Source organism: Halorubrum wangae (assembly GCF_051194135.1).
In the GTDB taxonomy this organism is placed as follows: Archaea; Halobacteriota; Halobacteria; order Halobacteriales; family Haloferacaceae; genus Halorubrum.
This window is the reverse complement of sequence record NZ_JBLZNH010000002.1, coordinates 481,536-495,650: the sequence shown is the minus strand read 5'-3', so window position 1 is coordinate 495,650 and position 14,115 is coordinate 481,536. Positions and strand designations below refer to the sequence as shown.

Here is a 14,115-nt window from a genome sequence, read left to right as displayed (position 1 = left end):
TACCAGAAATTACGTGATTGTCACAATATCAGACTTATTTTTAAATGCTAAAACCAGAACAAAAGCCTTAATTAGATTATGCTGTTGTTTACTGGCATGACACACGAGGCGTACGGACAGACGGCAACCGAGGGGTGGGGGGGACCGGATTCCGGGGCGTACACGAAGCAGGTAAACGGTGTTAAGCTGCCACCAACCGCCCGATTGTTCGCGGATCGGTACGCTCGAGTCATCGGCGACAGAGATCGATTCCTCTGGAAATGGATACACAATCTCTTTGATAGGTTTACGTTAACGTCAGTTCCGAGCGGCGAGCGCGACGCCGTGTACGAGCAGAAGACGCTGTTGACGATGTTCGTGACGGTGCTCGACGACCTCGCGGAAAGCGACGCCGACCAGGAGACGTTCAACGTCGGTCGCTGGATCCCGTTCGAGGTCAACGCCACCGAGCGCAGGGGCACTGCAGCGGACGAGGTCGACCGCGAGGTACTCGACTACCTCGCGGATCTGTGGGACGAAATCGACGCGACGGTCAGGGGCGCGCCGCGGTACGAAGAGTTCGTCGACCTCTTCGAGTACGACCTCCGACAGACGTGCAACGCGATGGCGTACTCCGAGCTCGTCAACGACAACCCGGCGATAGCCAATCGCGCCGAGACCGAGCGCCACGACGCGTACAACATGACGATGTTCCCGTACGCCGGCATTGACCTCATGCATTCGCCGTCGTTCGACCGGTCGGAGTTGGGGGCGCTCCGCAGCATCCTCTGTGACCTCCAGCAGATGGCGCGGATCGGGAACTGGGTCACCACCTGGGAGCGCGAACTCGGCGAGGGCGACATCAGCTCCGGCGTCGTCGTCTGCGCGCTCCGACGCGGCGTGATCGACTACGAGGAGATCGTCGACGCCGACGCCCGAGACCTCGACCGCTTGGCCGACCGAATCCGGTCGCAAGGGATCGAGTCCGAGTTCACCCGCGAGTGGGAACTCCGAGATCGAACGGTCAGAAAACGGACCAGAGAAGTGGAAAGCGTCGACGCGGAGCGCATCGTCGACGGCATCGAGACGGTGATGAACCACCATCTCGCGAGCGAGGGCCACAAGTGACGCCGGGCCGCGCCCGACCGGCGCGAGTCAGTCCTCGGTGACGGCCTCGCTGCCGACCTCCGCCGCGGCGTCGGCATCGGTCGCCAACTCGTCGAGCCATTCTGCTGCGCGATCTCGGTCTTCGGGGTAACCGACGTCGATGCGCCAGCCGTCCAACCGAATCGCGTCGATAGTGCGTCCGGACTGGATGAGCAGGTCGATCGCATCGGGGAGTTCGTACTCCCCGCGGTCGGAGGGTTGGACGAGGTGACAGGCGTGGAAGATGGCGGGCGTGAACGTGTAGAAGCCGGTCATCACCAAATTACTGGGCGGGTCGTCGGGTTTCTCTACGACTTCGGTGATCTCGCCGTACTCGTTGGTGTCTAAGACACCGTAGCGGGAGGCCTCCTCGTAGGGGACCTCCTCGACGAGAAAGGCGGCGTCGGCGCGCTCTTCTCGCTGGCGACTGGCCACATCGCCGAGATTCCCGCGGAAGACGTTATCACCGAGCATCAACATGAAATCGCCGTCGACGTGGGGCTCCGCTTGGAGGATGGCGTGGGCCAAGCCGAGCTGTTCGCGTTGGTGTGTGTAGGTGATCGGCACGTCGCGATATTCGTCGCCGTACCGGTCGATGATCTGTTCGGCCTTGTAGCCGACGACGACGATGAGCTCGGTCGCGCCCGAGTCGATCAGGTTGTCGAAGACGTCCTCGATGAGCGGCGTCCCGTTGACCTCGACGAGTACCTTGGGCTTGTCGTCGGTGAGCGGACGGAGGCGGGTCCCCTTGCCGGCGGCGAGCACGACTGCTTGCATACGATTGCGGTCCGATCGAGCGGCCAAGAGTATAGACCGACTAACCCGAGGCATGCCCGATGCGATCGGGCGGTGCCACAGAGCCACACGTCGCAGGGACCGAGCGGCAGCGTGCCGAGGCGGGAGACGCCGCGCCGGAGCGGTAAACGGTCGTGAAGTCGGTGAGGGCGGGGATATGAGCCGAATAACGATGTGGGGTGTCACTGTACCGAGATGCATGAGCGGAGAAGCGAACGACGACGGCCGGACCGGTGGAGAGGTGACACGACATGACGACGAGGCACCCGGTCGGCGCCTGACGCTCGAGGGGACGGTCGTGCGATACGACGACAAGCCCGACGAGTGTACCCTCCACCCGGCGGACCCGACGGAGCGGGAGTGCACCACTGCGTGGATCACCGCCAAGGAAGGGAGCTACGTCTCCGCGAGCGCGTGGCGGTGAGCGGTCGGGGCGCTTTCACTCGGTGCGACGGCGGGACCGAGCGCTCGATCTGATAGCAGAGTCGACCGCCCCGTCAGCGGTCGAGCCCGGACTGCCAGTCGTCCGGGAGTCGCTTGCGAACGGCGTCCAGACTCGAGACGAACGGCTCGATCGCCCCGAACGCCGGCCCCGGCCCGACGGTCTGGTTCTCGCGGTCCCATCGGATGACGTCGTGGTGCGCGAGCTTCGGCAGGTGCTGATGGGTCAGTGCCACCTCCGTGCGCGTCGAGAGGGAGTCGGGAACCGTCTCCTCGACGGGGATCTGTTCGGCGTTCTCGGCCCCGCGATCGCACAGCGACAGCAGCACCCCTCTGCGATGAGCGTTCGCCAGGAGCATCAGGCAGGTGTCGGTCGTCAGACTGCGCTCACCGTCGTCCGGCCCGCTCATCGGGACTCACCTCCGCGCCTGTCTACTCCGGTTTCGGTGCCGCGTCGCCGGCGTCCGCCGGCGTCCGAGACGACGTCGGGACGAGAAAGGTCAACGAACATGTCAGATACCTCGAGAGTGTCTGTGATTACTAACCGCCGCATATCGCAGCTAACCGGAGCGAGAGCGTCGGTTGTAACTGCTTAACAATACCGCTACTGCGCGTATCGGTGTGATCATGAACGCGAAGTGCCCCGCGATCGAGCGGAGAGACGGTCCGCTGACAGAGACACCGGCTCAAAGGTGGTGGACGCGATGACGCGATTCATCGAGATCAGAAACGGGCGAGTCGTGACTCCGTCGTGCGTCATTGAAGACGGACGCGTCGTCATCGCGGGCGAGCGCATCGTCCGGATCGACCGCGCCGCCCCGCCCTCCACGCGCAGCGAAACGGTGGTCGACGCCGACGGTCGGGTCGTCATGCCGGGCCTCGTCGACCTCCACGGTGACGACATCGAAGAGCAGTTCGCGCCGCGGTCCGGCGCGGAGACGGACCCGACGACCGCCCTCGCCACGGCCGACCGCATGAACGTCCTCCACGGCGTCACGACGAAGTTCCACGCGCTGGCGTTCGAGGAATCGCCCGAAGACGGCCGGAACCTCGAGAACGCCGCCCGGCTCGCGCGAGCGGTCGACCGCGGTGCGGGCGCGCTCGGCGACAACCGCGTCCACGCGCGGTGCGAGCTCGCCGACGCGAGCGCCGACGCGGTGGCGGCGCTGATCGAAGAGGTCGACGTCGACCTCGTGTCGGTGATGCACCACGCGCCGGGCGGCGGCCAGTACGACGCCGAGTCGTTCGAGCGGCACTACGTCGAGGACCGGAACTGGCCGGCCGAGGCCGCCCGGTCCGCCGCGGAGGAGCGGAGCGGGATGGACGACGCGAGTCAGGGACAGCGAATCGATCGAATCGGCGAGCTCGCCCGACGCGTCGGTGTCCCCCTCGCGTCCCACGACGACAAGGGCCGTGACGACGTCGAGACGATGGCCGCGCACGGGGCCGCGATCAGCGAGTACCCGCTCACGCTCGACGCCGCCCGGCGGGCGAAGGCCCTCGGCCTGGCGACCGTGATGGGAGCCCCGAACCTCGTTCGCGGCGGGAGCCTCTGGGACAATCTCAGCGCTCGCAAGGCGATTGAGGCGGGCGTGCTCGACGCGCTCTGTTCAGACTACCACCCGGCGTCGCTGCTCGCGGCGCCGTTCGTCGACACGGGGGAGTCGCTGTCGACGCGGGTCAACAGGGTCACGCGCAACCCGGCCGACATCGCGGGGCTCCCCGACCGCGGCCGAATCGAGGTCGGTGCCAGGGCTGATCTCGTCATCGTGGACCCGTCGCCGACTCCGACAGTCGAGCGGGCGTTCGTCGCGGGGTCCGAGGTGATCCGAGCGAGCGCCGGCAGCGGGGCGGCCCCCGAACTCCCCGCCCGGTCCCGAACGCGCTAACTGGGGACGCCGGAGAGGAAGGGGTGGCAACCGCCGTATTGCTCAGTCACGTTAACAAGAAACAAATTCGAAGCCGCGGTCGAGCGACCTTGCTAGCCTGTGTATACTCATATGGACACCATCGAATTCGGCGGGTATGAAAGAGACCGCAACGGACGTCAACCGACGCTGCAGTCGATGCGGGTCGGCGGTGAGTCGGCAATTTGTGCGCGTGTTCGGCATCGGCGACACCGTACACGGCTGCCTCGACTGCCTGCCGCGGAACCAGCTGTCGAGCGGCGAAGCGGCGCGGCGAACGGACGAAGGCCAGGGGCAGCCGCTGCGGACGCCGTAGCGGTCCGCGGCCGACCGGGCCGTGAGCGAATGTGGCTTACCGATCTCGGCGAATCATCTCACCGGGCTCCGTTCGCGCACCGGCGGAGAGCGTCACGCCGGCGTTGATCCCGGTTTGAATCCCAGTTTTGACGCCGGGGCCGAGTACCACACCGAACTTCCGGCGGCCGGTCGAGACCCGATCTCCCTTCACGGTCGCGCGCACGGACCCCCCGTCGTGGCGAAGGTTCGCAACGTTCGTCCCGGCGCCGAGGTTCACCGACCGCCCGAGAACGCTGTCGCCGACGTACGAGAGGTGGCCGACCGTGGCGTCCGCCATCAGCACGCTGTTTTTGATCTCGACCGCGTGGCCGACGCGAGCGCCCTCGCCGATCAGCGTCGCCCCGCGGACGTACGCGTTCGGTCCGACTGAGCACCCGCTCCGGAGGAGGACCGGTCCCTCGATGACGACGCCGGGCCCGACCGTCGCCCCGTCTTCGATGACGACATCGCCGCTGATCGTCGCGTCCGGGTGGACGCCTTCGGCGGTGTCACCGTCCTGCGCTTGCGGGTCGCCGTCGCCCGGGAGCCGGCGCTCGTTGGCCTCCAGCAGTTCCCACGGGCGCCCGACGTCCATCCACTCCTCTAAGATCGCGTAGCCGAGGTCGGCGCGGTCCATCACCCGCTCCAGCACGTCGGTGAGTTCGCGCTCGCCCCGCTCGCTCTCCGGGACGTCGAGGAGGTCGACCGTCTCGGCGGGGAACGAGTACACACCGGCGTTGACGAGATTCGTCGCCGGGTTGGCCGGCTTCTCTTGAACGCCCGTTACCACGTCGCCGTCGACCGTCAACACGCCGTATTGTGACGGGTCGTCCACGCGGAACGCGCCGATCTGCGGCGTCGACTCGAACAGTCGCGCGAGGTCCGCACCGCGGTACAGGGAGTCACCGTTCAGCACGGCGAACGCGTCGTCAATGTGATCGGCCGCCGCCGCCAGTGCGTCGGCCGTGCCCCGCTGTGACCGCTGGACCGCGAACTGGACCGGAACACCCCGGTACGTCGCACCGAAGTGCGCCCGTATCCGCTCGGCGCCCTGGCCGACGGTCACCACGAGCTCGTCGGCGCCGGCCTCGACGGCGGCGTCGGCGACGTGTTCGACGAGCGGGGCGTCGGCCACCGGCAACATCGGCTTCGGCATCGTTTCCGTCAACGGTCCCATCCGCGTTCCCCGTCCGGCGGCGAGAATGACTGCTTGCATGGGTCACCGATACCGCGGACCGGGAGTTTAGTATGCGGCTGCTATTCGGGCCATGCGGTCGTATTCGCGGACAAATACCTCGAAATCCCTCGATCGATATTGCGGCTCGCCTCGGTGCGGGCGGTGACCACGACGTGGCGGGCGCTACCGACGCGACAGGCCACGAGAAACAGGGGCGGGGGGGCCCGTACCGTAACTGGCTCGGGGTGTCCGGGGTCAGGGACAGTCGACCTCAGCTACGGTACAGATGGTACATCACCGCTGTTGGTATTTACTATACGTGGCATATTCGGAGTACGCCCGAACTACCTGAACGACCGTGATGCTTCGAGGACGGGATCGCTACGCGTGCGAGCGGTTAACACCGTACAAACAGATGCGCGCGCCGCGGAGGGGGCGGTCCGGGCGGCCGCGCCGACTCGATGTGGAGCGGGCACCGACGACGGAACCGTCTCCCAATTCGACGCGCTCAGCCCGTGTACAGCGAACCGATACAGTTTATAGATTGGATAGGGAACCCCTGCTCAACGAATCAGAGCACACGATGTCCAACGCAAATAAATGCGGCACTCCTATGCCAAGTGACACGAGTATCGTAGAGCGAAGGCCGACTGAGCCTGACACGTCGACGACGGTTGCCATCGTCCGGGCGGTGGCCGAGGCTAAGTCGGTCAGTCCCGGCGAACTGCCGATCATGGCTGACGTCATCGACCCCGAGGCGATCGATTCGCTGTTCGATTCGGACCCCGCGGTGGGACGGTCCGGCGTGGCGCTCTCTTTTGACTATTGTGGCTACTCTGTCCAAGTGAGCGACGACTTCGTGACCATCCGTCGGTAACGGCTCCGGGCTCTTCGTTGCTGCCGTCGATACAGTTCGCCGCGAGCGCCCGCGCCGTCGACCGAACGGTTCGCCAATCCCGTCGCCGAGTAGGCCTCAAGATGGCGGTCACGGTAGGAGACACATAACGGTTCGATCAGGTTTTCGGCACTCTTCGTTCCGCTCGTCGGGTCGAGAAAGGTTCCGCATTACAATGATCACCCGTACGGCAATGAGGGGCATGGATCGATACCTCCTCCGAGAGACGATGACGAACGCCACGGCGCGCCCCGTCGGTCGTCGGGAACTGGCTCGTGCCGTGCGGGTGACGCGATGAGCGACCTCGACCAGGCGGTCGTCCTCGCGGCCGGTGAGGGTCGGCGCGTGCGACCGCTCACCCGATACCAGCCGAAGCCGATGCTCCGAGTCGCCGGACGGCCGATACTGGAGTACCCGCTCGACGCCCTCGTCCACAGCGGGGTCGAGCACATCGTCCTCGTCGTCGGTCACGGCCGGAACCGGATCCAGAACCGGTTCGAGAACACCTACCGCGGCGTCGACCTCACCTACGTTACGCAGTCGACGCAGCTGGGGAGCGGACACGCGCTGCAGGCCGCCGTCGACCACGTGGACGAAGAGTTCCTCGTGGTGAACGGGGACAACGTCATCGACGAGACGATGGTGCGCGTCACCGCCGAGCGGTACGTCGAGTCGGACGCCACCGCCTGTCTCGCCGTTGCCGCGTCGGACCGAGCCAGCGAGTACGGCACCGTGGGCGTCAGCGACGGGGTCGTCAGTTGGGTCAACGAGCACGGCGGGGGCGCGTCGGCGCGAGTCAACGCCGGCGTCTACGCGTTCGACGAGTCCATCTTCGACGCGCTCGAGCGGACCGCGTTCGAAGACGGGGAGCGACCGCTCACCGGCGCGATCGGGGAGCTGGACGGGCCCGTGATCGCCGCGACGCCGAACGGCGTCTGGTTCGACCCCTCCTACCCGTGGGACCTCCTCCGGACGAACGAGCAGATCCTCTACGCGCACCCGGCGCTCGCTGACGCCGGCGACCGGGTGAAGGAGTCGGCTCGGGTCCACGAGTCCGCCGTGATCGGCGAGAACGTGCTGATCGGCCCGGACTGCACGGTGTCGGCCGGCGCCGTCGTGAAGAGGGGCACCTGTCTCCTCTCCAGTACGATCGTCGGTGAGAACGCGGTTCTCGAGGGCTCCATCGTCGGACCGGACGCCCGCATCGGCGCGAACGCACTGCTCCGAGACACCATCGTCGGCGGCGGTGCGACGATCGGCGACGGGACGGTGTCGCCGGGGCGGTCGGCGACGCTCGTCATCGACGGCATCGAGCACACGGACCGACGGCTCGGCGGCGTGGTCGCGGACCGCGCCACCGTCGGCGCCAACGTCACGATCACCCCCGGCTGTCGGGTGGGACCGCGCGGGACGGTCGCGCCGGGTATCTCGCTCCGTCGCGACGTTCCCGAGAACGCGGAGGTGGTGGCGTAATGTGCGGCATCACCGCACGCGTCGGCACCGGGCCCGCAATCGGGGAACTCCTCTCCGGGCTCCGCAATCTGGAGTACCGCGGCTACGACTCCGCGGGCGTCGCCACCGTGACTCCCGACGGGATCAACGTGGTGAAACGCGAGGGGGAGATCGACGTCCTCTGTGACGCCATCGATCAGTCGTCCGTTCGCGGATCGACCGGGATCGGTCACACGAGGTGGTCCACCCACGGACCGCCGACTGACGCGAACGCCCACCCGCACACAGACTGTCTCGGTCAGGTCGCCGTGGTTCACAACGGGATCATCGACAACTACGCCGAGCTGAAAGCCGAATTGAGCGCACACGAGTTCACGAGCGAGACGGACACCGAGGTCATCCCGCACCTGCTCGAGGAGTTCCTCTCGGCAGGCTACGGTCCGGAGGCGGCGTTCAGACGCACCATCGACCGCCTCTCCGGAAGCTACGCCATCGCGGCGGTGTTCGAGGGGTCCGACACCGTGTTCGGAACGCGGAGCGGGTCGCCGCTCGTGCTCGGTCGCGCGGACGACGCCCACTACCTCGCGAGCGACGTGCCGGCGTTCCTCGAGTACACCAACGAGGTGATCTACCTCCGCGACGGCGACGTGGTCACGATACGGCCGGACGGGTACACGATCACCGACACGGACGGGGAGCCGGTGGAGCGCCCGTTCGAGCGCGTGGACTGGGACCCGAACGACGCCGGAAAGGGAGGGTACGACCACTACATGCTCAAGGAGATCCACGAGCAGCCGGCCGCGCTCCGACAGACCATTCGGGGCCGGATGGACCCCGTCGAGGGTCGCGTCGAGTTCGAGGAACTCCCGGAGGACGCGTTCGACGGGATCGATTCGGTACATCTGGTCGCCATGGGCACCTCGTATCACGCGGCGCTGTACGCGACGACGCTGCTCGCGGACCGGGGGATACCGGCACAGGCGTTCCTGTCGGGGGAGTACGGCTCGAATCCGCCGCCGGTGGACGAGGGGACGCTCGTCATCGCCGTCACCCAGAGCGGCGAGACCGCGGACACTCTCTCGGCGATTCGGAGCGTGCAGGGGACGGGCGCCCGCACGCTCGCCGTGACGAACGTGGTCGGGTCCACGATCACGCGCGAGTGTGAACACACCGTCTACATCCGGGCGGGTCCCGAGATCGGTGTCGCCGCGACGAAGTCGTTCTCGTCCCAGGTGGCGACGCTGATCCTGCTCAGCGAACGGCTGAGCTACGACACGAACGGAGGGGCCCCCCGTGATTCGAGCGAGTTGCTCAGCTCGCTCGCGGCGCTGCCGGACGACGTCCAGCAGATTCTCGACGAGCCAGCGGCGGAGTCCGTCGCCAGCACGTACCGGGACGCCGACTCCTACTTCTTCATCGGCCGGGGCGTCGCGCACCCTGTGGCGCTCGAGGGGGCACTGAAGTTCAAGGAAATAACGTACGACCACGCGGAGGGGTTCTCGGCCGCCGAACTCAAACACGGCCCCCTCGCACTCGTCACGGAGAACACGCCGGTGTTCGCCGTCTTCACCGGGCGGAACGACACGAAGACGCTCCACAACGCCAAGGAAGTGAGTGCGCGGAACGCGCCCATCGTCGCCGTGACCGCCGACAGTAACGCACAGATCGAGGACTACGCGGACCACGTGCTACGGATCCCGGACACGCACCACGACGTCTCCGGCATCCTGGCGAACGTCCAGCTCCAGTTAGTCTCGTACATGGCGGCCGAGGAGCTCTCGCGCCCGATAGACAAGCCGCGCAACCTCGCGAAGAGCGTGACGGTCGAGTGAGCGAGCGCGAGCCTCCGCCGGGCGCGTCGACTGCGATTCTCTCCAGAGCCGGTGTCAGAGAAGACCAATCATCACGAATGATAATAAGCATCTCTTAACGGCGCCTGAGCGCCTCAAGACGCGAATTTTGGCATTTTCAGGGCGCTCCAGAAGAGCATTCTCACACATACATAACCCTTCAGCCGCCGGTCGAACGGGCAGTAATGTCTGTATATCTAAGGGTTGATGCCATGTAACGATGAGATATGTCCGCGGGAAAAACGGGGTCACCCAGCAGTCAATCGATGAATACGAGGAACGGGTCAGACGACGAATCCAATAGTACGGAGATCTCCAACTTGGACGGCATCGGCTCGACGTCGCGCGCCGGTGGGTCGGAGTTAACCAAGGGTGAGATATTCGACCTCCTGAAGAATCGTCGCCGTCGAAGAGTTATCCGGTACCTTCGCGCGAACGACGGGTACGCGGAGTTGAACGATCTCGCCGAGCACATCGCCGCGGAGGAGAACGACATCGACGTCCGACAGCTCTCCTCCGACCAGCGGAAGCGCGTCTACATCGGGCTGTATCAGTGCCACCTCCCGAAGATGGACTCGCTGGGCGTCATCGACTACAACAAGGACCGCGGAACCATCGAGCTACAGGCGTCCGTCAGCCAGCTCTTAGAGTACATGGACCTCGACGGTGAGGGCACCGAGCAGACGACGGAGTCGATCGGGACGTGGAAGATCCCCACCGTCGCGGCCGGAGTCGTCGCGGTCGTAACCATCGGATCGCTCGGTGTCGGGCCGCTCTCCGCGGTCCCCGCCGCGACCTGGACGCTCGTCAGCGTCATCGGCCTCCTCACTATCGTCGGCCTCCAGCACGGTAGCTGACCGCGAACCGGCGCTCAGTCGTTGACGAGCTGTTCGAGGAAGTGGTACTCTCGCCGCTTGAGCTCCCGCTCGTAGTACTGGTACATCGCGAGCAACAGCACCGCGGCGGCGAAGCCGATACTCGTCACCGGCGGGGCGATCCCTGACAGCTGAACGACGGCGAGACCGCTGCCGACGACAGCGAGCGCGCCGTAGTACAGCGCCCACGGGCGCTCGGGGTCGGACTCGGGGTTCAGGACCGCCTCGACGTCCTCGATCCGGTCTGTCAGCGAGACCGTCTTCGTGTCGCTGTCGTACTGGACCAGTCCGACCTCTTCGAGCTTCGGAACGTGCGTCTGGTACAGCGAGATGTAAAATCGCTTGACGACGTCGTCGTCGACCTCGTCGTCACTTTCGGCTTCCGCCGTGTCACGAGCGAGATCCCGCAGCACCGCCCTACCACCGCGCCGGTGGAGATTGTACAGGATCAGCCGTCGCCGTGAGCTACTCAACACCTCGAACACCTCGTCTTTCGTGATTTCCTCCATGGGGTTCAGAACTCCGCGTCAGATGCGACAGGCACGGTTCCTGTGGCCGATTTGGATGAGTGAATAGCCGATCAACCTATTATTAGTTTGTTATCATCTCCATATCGGCGCTAACCGCTCCCTGACGGCCGCTGGTGACCGAGCCTGTGCCCACCGTCAGGGCGGTGCGTGCCCCGTTCAGGGCGACGTAACGCGCGACGACGGGACCGGAAACGACCCGAGCGTGGCCGAAGAACGCCGCGGGTGGGCCCGTGCTCTCGCGGGCGACGGGGGCGGAAGGGAACCCGAAATCGGCGTCGACGGCGGTGGCTCGGACGGCGTCACTGGGTGATGCAGTGCATAACAAAGCCCATGTCAAATAGTCGACGTGGTATGTTTCACCGGGAGCGTCCGGGTGCGGATTCGAGCCGGGACGACCGACACGGAGTCTCCGAAATGACCGGCCCGCGCCGACCCGAACGGGCTCAACGGGATCAGTGCCGCCGGTTCGGAGCCGAGAGACGTTCGGCCCCCGTCGGAGGGCAGCGCTGACGATGTACGACGGGAAGGCCGTCGGCGTCGTCGTCCCCGCGTACAACGAGGCCGGACATATCGGAGAAGTGATCGAGACGATGCCCGCCTACGTCGACCGGATCTACGCGATCGACGACGCGTCGAGCGACGGGACGTGGGCCGAGATCCGCGAGTACGCCAGGCGACAGAACGAACGGGCGGCGATCGAAAACGGATCCGCCGGAACGGCGACTCGAACCCGCGTGGTGCCGATCAGACACGAACAAAACCGCGGCGCCGGCGGGGCGGTAAAGACCGGGTACGCCCGTGCGCTGGAGGACGGCATGGACGTGATCGCCGTCATGGACGGCGACGGACAGATGGACCCCGCGCACCTCGAGCGCGTCATCGAGCCGGTCGCCGCCGGGGAGGTGACGTACGCGAAGGGGAACCGGCTTCGGTCCGTTCGCGACTGCGCGACGATGTCCCGCTGGCGGCTGTTCGGGAACATTCTGCTCACGATGCTGACGCGCGTCTCGAGCGGCTACTGGGAGCTGTCCGATCCGCAGAACGGCTTCACGGCGATCTCCAGCGAGGGGCTTCGGGCCGTCGATTTCGACCGACTGTACGACGGGTACGGATTCCTCAACGACCTCCTCTTCGCGCTGAACGTCAACCGAGAGCCGGTCGCCGACGTCGCGCACCCGGCGCGGTACGGCGACGAGCGGAGCACCATCCGCTACTCGACGTTTATCCCCCGCCTCTCCGCGCTGATCGCGCGGAACTTCCTCACGCGGATCGCCCGGAGCTACGTCCTCCGGCGATTCCACCCGATCGTGGCGTGCTACGCGCTGGGCGCCATCGTCACGGTCGTCGGGGTCGCCGGGGGTGGCTACTCGGTGGTGAGTGCCGGCGTCGACGCGTTCGTCGGCGGAATGGCGTCGCTCTCAGTCGCGACGCTCGGCCTCCTGCTGATGCTGTTCGGGACGTGGCTCGACGTCGTTGAAAACGAAGGATTGGTCCAAGACATCGGTGCGCCCGCGATGGACGAGCACGACCCCGTCGGCCCCGTGGACCGACGTTTCGACGTTGCTCACGACGGAGGGACCGCCGGCGACGGGACGGGGGTAGACGGCCAGTGACCGAGCTCGCATTCGTGATCGGTACCGTCTCCGAGGCGGTCAGGCTCGCGCCTGTGATCCGGGCATGTGAGCGGTACGAGGTGGACCACGCGGTGATCGACACGGGCGAGCGTCGGTTCGGCGGAGTCGAGCGCCCCTTGTTCGATCAGTTCGATCTGCCGGCGCCCGATATCACCCTGGACGTCGGGACGGGCTCGCACGGCGAGCAGACCGGCATGATGCTGGCCGAGATCGAGCGGGCCCTCGTAGAGGTTGACCCCGACACCGCCGTCGTCCACGGGGACGCGAACAGCACCCTCGCCGGCGCGATAGCCGCCAGCAAGATGCGTCCCGAGGTCGCTCGCGTAGGCGCCGGGCTCAGGAGTTTCGACCGGAGGACGTCGGCGGAGACGAACCGAGTGGTCCCCGATCACGTTGCCGACTACCTGTTCGCGCCGACCGAGAAGAACCGCTGGTACCTCATCCGCGAGGGGATCACGGAGCTTCGGATAACCGTCACCGGAAGCACGGCGGTCGACGCGCTCGACCGCGTCCGCGAGGCCGGGTCCGACGAGGGCGCGGTCCTCGACGACCTCGGTCTCGCCGAAGACGGCTTCCTCCTCATGGACGTCCACGGCCGAACGAACGTCGACGACCCGGACCGCTTCCGGTCCCTGCTCGAGGGGGCGGCTCGCGCCGGTCACGCCCACGGCATGGAGGTCGTCTATCCGGTTCAACCACGCGCTCGCGAGCAGATGGAGCGGTTCGGCGTCGATGTTCCCGCCGGAGTTCGGGCGATCGACCCGCAGGAGTACGCCGAGTTCGTGCAGCTACTCGGGGCGTCGGCGGTCGTCCTCACCGACTCGGGCGACGTGCAGGAGGAAGCGTGCATCCTCGGAGTTCCGTGCGTGACGCTCCGGAACAACACCGAGCGGCCCGAGACGACCGAGATCGGTGCGAACCGACTCGGCCAGTGCTCTCCAGACGGTATCAACCGCGCCGTGACCGAGTCGCTTGCGGCGGGCGCGGACTGGGAGAGCCCCTACGGAGACGGCGACGCGGCGGAGCGGATCCTCGACGGGCTTCCCGTAAGCGTAGAGCGTGGAGAGGTCGTTCGGTGAGCGGCCGCCGTCGACAGTG

The 14,115-nt window shown here is 66.3% G+C and carries 14 protein-coding genes; 10 read left to right on the top strand and 4 right to left on the bottom strand.

The features are described 5' to 3' along the window. Nucleotides 1-96 precede the first annotated feature (96 nt). On the top strand, nucleotides 97-1,107 hold the full coding sequence (locus ACNS84_RS07725) for a hypothetical protein (RefSeq protein ID WP_435074264.1): 1,011 nt from the start codon (nucleotides 97-99) through the stop codon (nucleotides 1,105-1,107). 27 nt (nucleotides 1,108-1,134) lie between these two features. On the opposite strand, the gene aglF is transcribed toward ACNS84_RS07725, so the two are convergent. Then, nucleotides 1,135-1,902, bottom strand: coding sequence for a UTP--glucose-1-phosphate uridylyltransferase AglF (gene aglF / locus ACNS84_RS07720; RefSeq protein WP_435074263.1), 768 nt, complete (start codon nucleotides 1,900-1,902; stop codon nucleotides 1,135-1,137). Nucleotides 1,903-2,119: 217 nt separating this feature from the next. On the opposite strand from aglF, the gene ACNS84_RS07715 reads away from it, so the two are divergent. Beyond that, nucleotides 2,120-2,344 (top strand): DUF7511 domain-containing protein, encoded by a 225-nt coding sequence (locus ACNS84_RS07715; protein WP_435074262.1) that lies wholly within the window; start codon nucleotides 2,120-2,122, stop codon nucleotides 2,342-2,344. 73 nt (nucleotides 2,345-2,417) lie between these two features. Here the strand turns inward: ACNS84_RS07715 and ACNS84_RS07710 are convergent, their stop codons facing one another. Continuing rightward, entirely contained in the window at nucleotides 2,418-2,771 is a 354-nt protein-coding gene (locus ACNS84_RS07710; protein ID WP_435074261.1) for a DUF7344 domain-containing protein, read from the bottom strand. Between the two features lie 294 nt (nucleotides 2,772-3,065). Between ACNS84_RS07710 and ACNS84_RS07705 the strand changes: the two genes are divergently transcribed. Beyond that, the gene (locus ACNS84_RS07705) at nucleotides 3,066-4,250 is read left to right on the top strand and encodes an alpha-D-ribose 1-methylphosphonate 5-triphosphate diphosphatase (RefSeq protein ID WP_435074260.1); all 1,185 of its coding nucleotides are present in this window, start codon (nucleotides 3,066-3,068) and stop codon (nucleotides 4,248-4,250) included. A 136-nt stretch (nucleotides 4,251-4,386) separates the two neighbouring features. After that, nucleotides 4,387-4,584: a DUF7563 family protein gene (locus ACNS84_RS07700; protein ID WP_435074259.1), complete on the top strand. Its 198-nt coding sequence runs from the start codon at nucleotides 4,387-4,389 to the stop codon at nucleotides 4,582-4,584. A 36-nt stretch (nucleotides 4,585-4,620) separates the two neighbouring features. Here ACNS84_RS07700 and glmU read toward each other — a convergent pair whose 3' ends face one another. Then, nucleotides 4,621-5,820 (bottom strand): bifunctional sugar-1-phosphate nucleotidylyltransferase/acetyltransferase, encoded by a 1,200-nt coding sequence (glmU, locus tag ACNS84_RS07695; RefSeq protein ID WP_435074258.1) that lies wholly within the window; start codon nucleotides 5,818-5,820, stop codon nucleotides 4,621-4,623. Nucleotides 5,821-6,394: 574 nt separating this feature from the next. On the opposite strand from glmU, the gene ACNS84_RS07690 reads away from it, so the two are divergent. The 4 genes from ACNS84_RS07690 (at nucleotide 6,395) to ACNS84_RS07675 (ending at nucleotide 10,835) form a co-directional block, all read left to right on the top strand. Beyond that, a complete protein-coding gene (locus ACNS84_RS07690; protein WP_435074257.1) occupies nucleotides 6,395-6,658 on the top strand; it encodes a HalOD1 output domain-containing protein in 264 nt (87 codons plus the stop codon). A gap of 312 nt (nucleotides 6,659-6,970) precedes the next feature. Further along, a complete protein-coding gene (locus ACNS84_RS07685) occupies nucleotides 6,971-8,149 on the top strand; it encodes a sugar phosphate nucleotidyltransferase (RefSeq protein ID WP_435074256.1) in 1,179 nt (392 codons plus the stop codon). Then, nucleotides 8,149-9,960 carry a glutamine--fructose-6-phosphate transaminase (isomerizing) gene (gene glmS / locus ACNS84_RS07680; RefSeq protein ID WP_435074255.1) on the top strand — a complete coding sequence of 604 codons (1,812 nt, stop codon included), beginning with the start codon at nucleotides 8,149-8,151 and terminating at the stop codon, nucleotides 9,958-9,960. Before ACNS84_RS07685 ends, glmS begins: the two co-directional genes overlap by 1 nt. A gap of 338 nt (nucleotides 9,961-10,298) precedes the next feature. Continuing rightward, complete coding sequence (locus tag ACNS84_RS07675) at nucleotides 10,299-10,835, top strand: DUF7344 domain-containing protein (protein ID WP_435074254.1); 537 nt, start codon at nucleotides 10,299-10,301, stop codon at nucleotides 10,833-10,835. 14 nt (nucleotides 10,836-10,849) lie between these two features. Here ACNS84_RS07675 and ACNS84_RS07670 read toward each other — a convergent pair whose 3' ends face one another. Beyond that, nucleotides 10,850-11,362: a DUF7344 domain-containing protein gene (locus ACNS84_RS07670; protein WP_435074253.1), complete on the bottom strand. Its 513-nt coding sequence runs from the start codon at nucleotides 11,360-11,362 to the stop codon at nucleotides 10,850-10,852. A 533-nt stretch (nucleotides 11,363-11,895) separates the two neighbouring features. Between ACNS84_RS07670 and ACNS84_RS07665 the strand changes: the two genes are divergently transcribed. After that, entirely contained in the window at nucleotides 11,896-12,996 is a 1,101-nt protein-coding gene (locus ACNS84_RS07665) for a glycosyltransferase family 2 protein (RefSeq protein ID WP_435074252.1), read from the top strand. Next, on the top strand, nucleotides 12,993-14,096 hold the full coding sequence (wecB, locus tag ACNS84_RS07660; protein ID WP_435074251.1) for a non-hydrolyzing UDP-N-acetylglucosamine 2-epimerase: 1,104 nt from the start codon (nucleotides 12,993-12,995) through the stop codon (nucleotides 14,094-14,096). The genes ACNS84_RS07665 and wecB overlap by 4 nt, the downstream gene beginning before the upstream one ends. Nucleotides 14,097-14,115 lie beyond the last annotated feature (19 nt).

Excerpts from the sequence above, each read along its gene's own strand:
- glmU (WP_435074258.1), bottom strand. The coding sequence starts at position 5,820 with ATGCAAGCAGTCATTCTCGCCGCCGGACGGGGAACGCGGATGGGACCG.
- ACNS84_RS07700 (WP_435074259.1), top strand. The coding sequence starts at position 4,387 with ATGAAAGAGACCGCAACGGACGTCAACCGACGCTGCAGTCGATGCGGG.
- ACNS84_RS07665 (WP_435074252.1), top strand. The coding sequence starts at position 11,896 with ATGTACGACGGGAAGGCCGTCGGCGTCGTCGTCCCCGCGTACAACGAG.
- glmS (WP_435074255.1), top strand. The coding sequence starts at position 8,149 with ATGTGCGGCATCACCGCACGCGTCGGCACCGGGCCCGCAATCGGGGAA.
- ACNS84_RS07710 (WP_435074261.1), bottom strand. The coding sequence starts at position 2,771 with ATGAGCGGGCCGGACGACGGTGAGCGCAGTCTGACGACCGACACCTGC.
- ACNS84_RS07690 (WP_435074257.1), top strand. The coding sequence starts at position 6,395 with ATGCCAAGTGACACGAGTATCGTAGAGCGAAGGCCGACTGAGCCTGAC.
- ACNS84_RS07670 (WP_435074253.1), bottom strand. The coding sequence starts at position 11,362 with ATGGAGGAAATCACGAAAGACGAGGTGTTCGAGGTGTTGAGTAGCTCA.
- ACNS84_RS07705 (WP_435074260.1), top strand. The coding sequence starts at position 3,066 with ATGACGCGATTCATCGAGATCAGAAACGGGCGAGTCGTGACTCCGTCG.
- ACNS84_RS07725 (WP_435074264.1), top strand. The coding sequence starts at position 97 with ATGACACACGAGGCGTACGGACAGACGGCAACCGAGGGGTGGGGGGGA.
- ACNS84_RS07685 (WP_435074256.1), top strand. The coding sequence starts at position 6,971 with ATGAGCGACCTCGACCAGGCGGTCGTCCTCGCGGCCGGTGAGGGTCGG.
- ACNS84_RS07715 (WP_435074262.1), top strand. The coding sequence starts at position 2,120 with ATGAGCGGAGAAGCGAACGACGACGGCCGGACCGGTGGAGAGGTGACA.
- aglF (WP_435074263.1), bottom strand. The coding sequence starts at position 1,902 with ATGCAAGCAGTCGTGCTCGCCGCCGGCAAGGGGACCCGCCTCCGTCCG.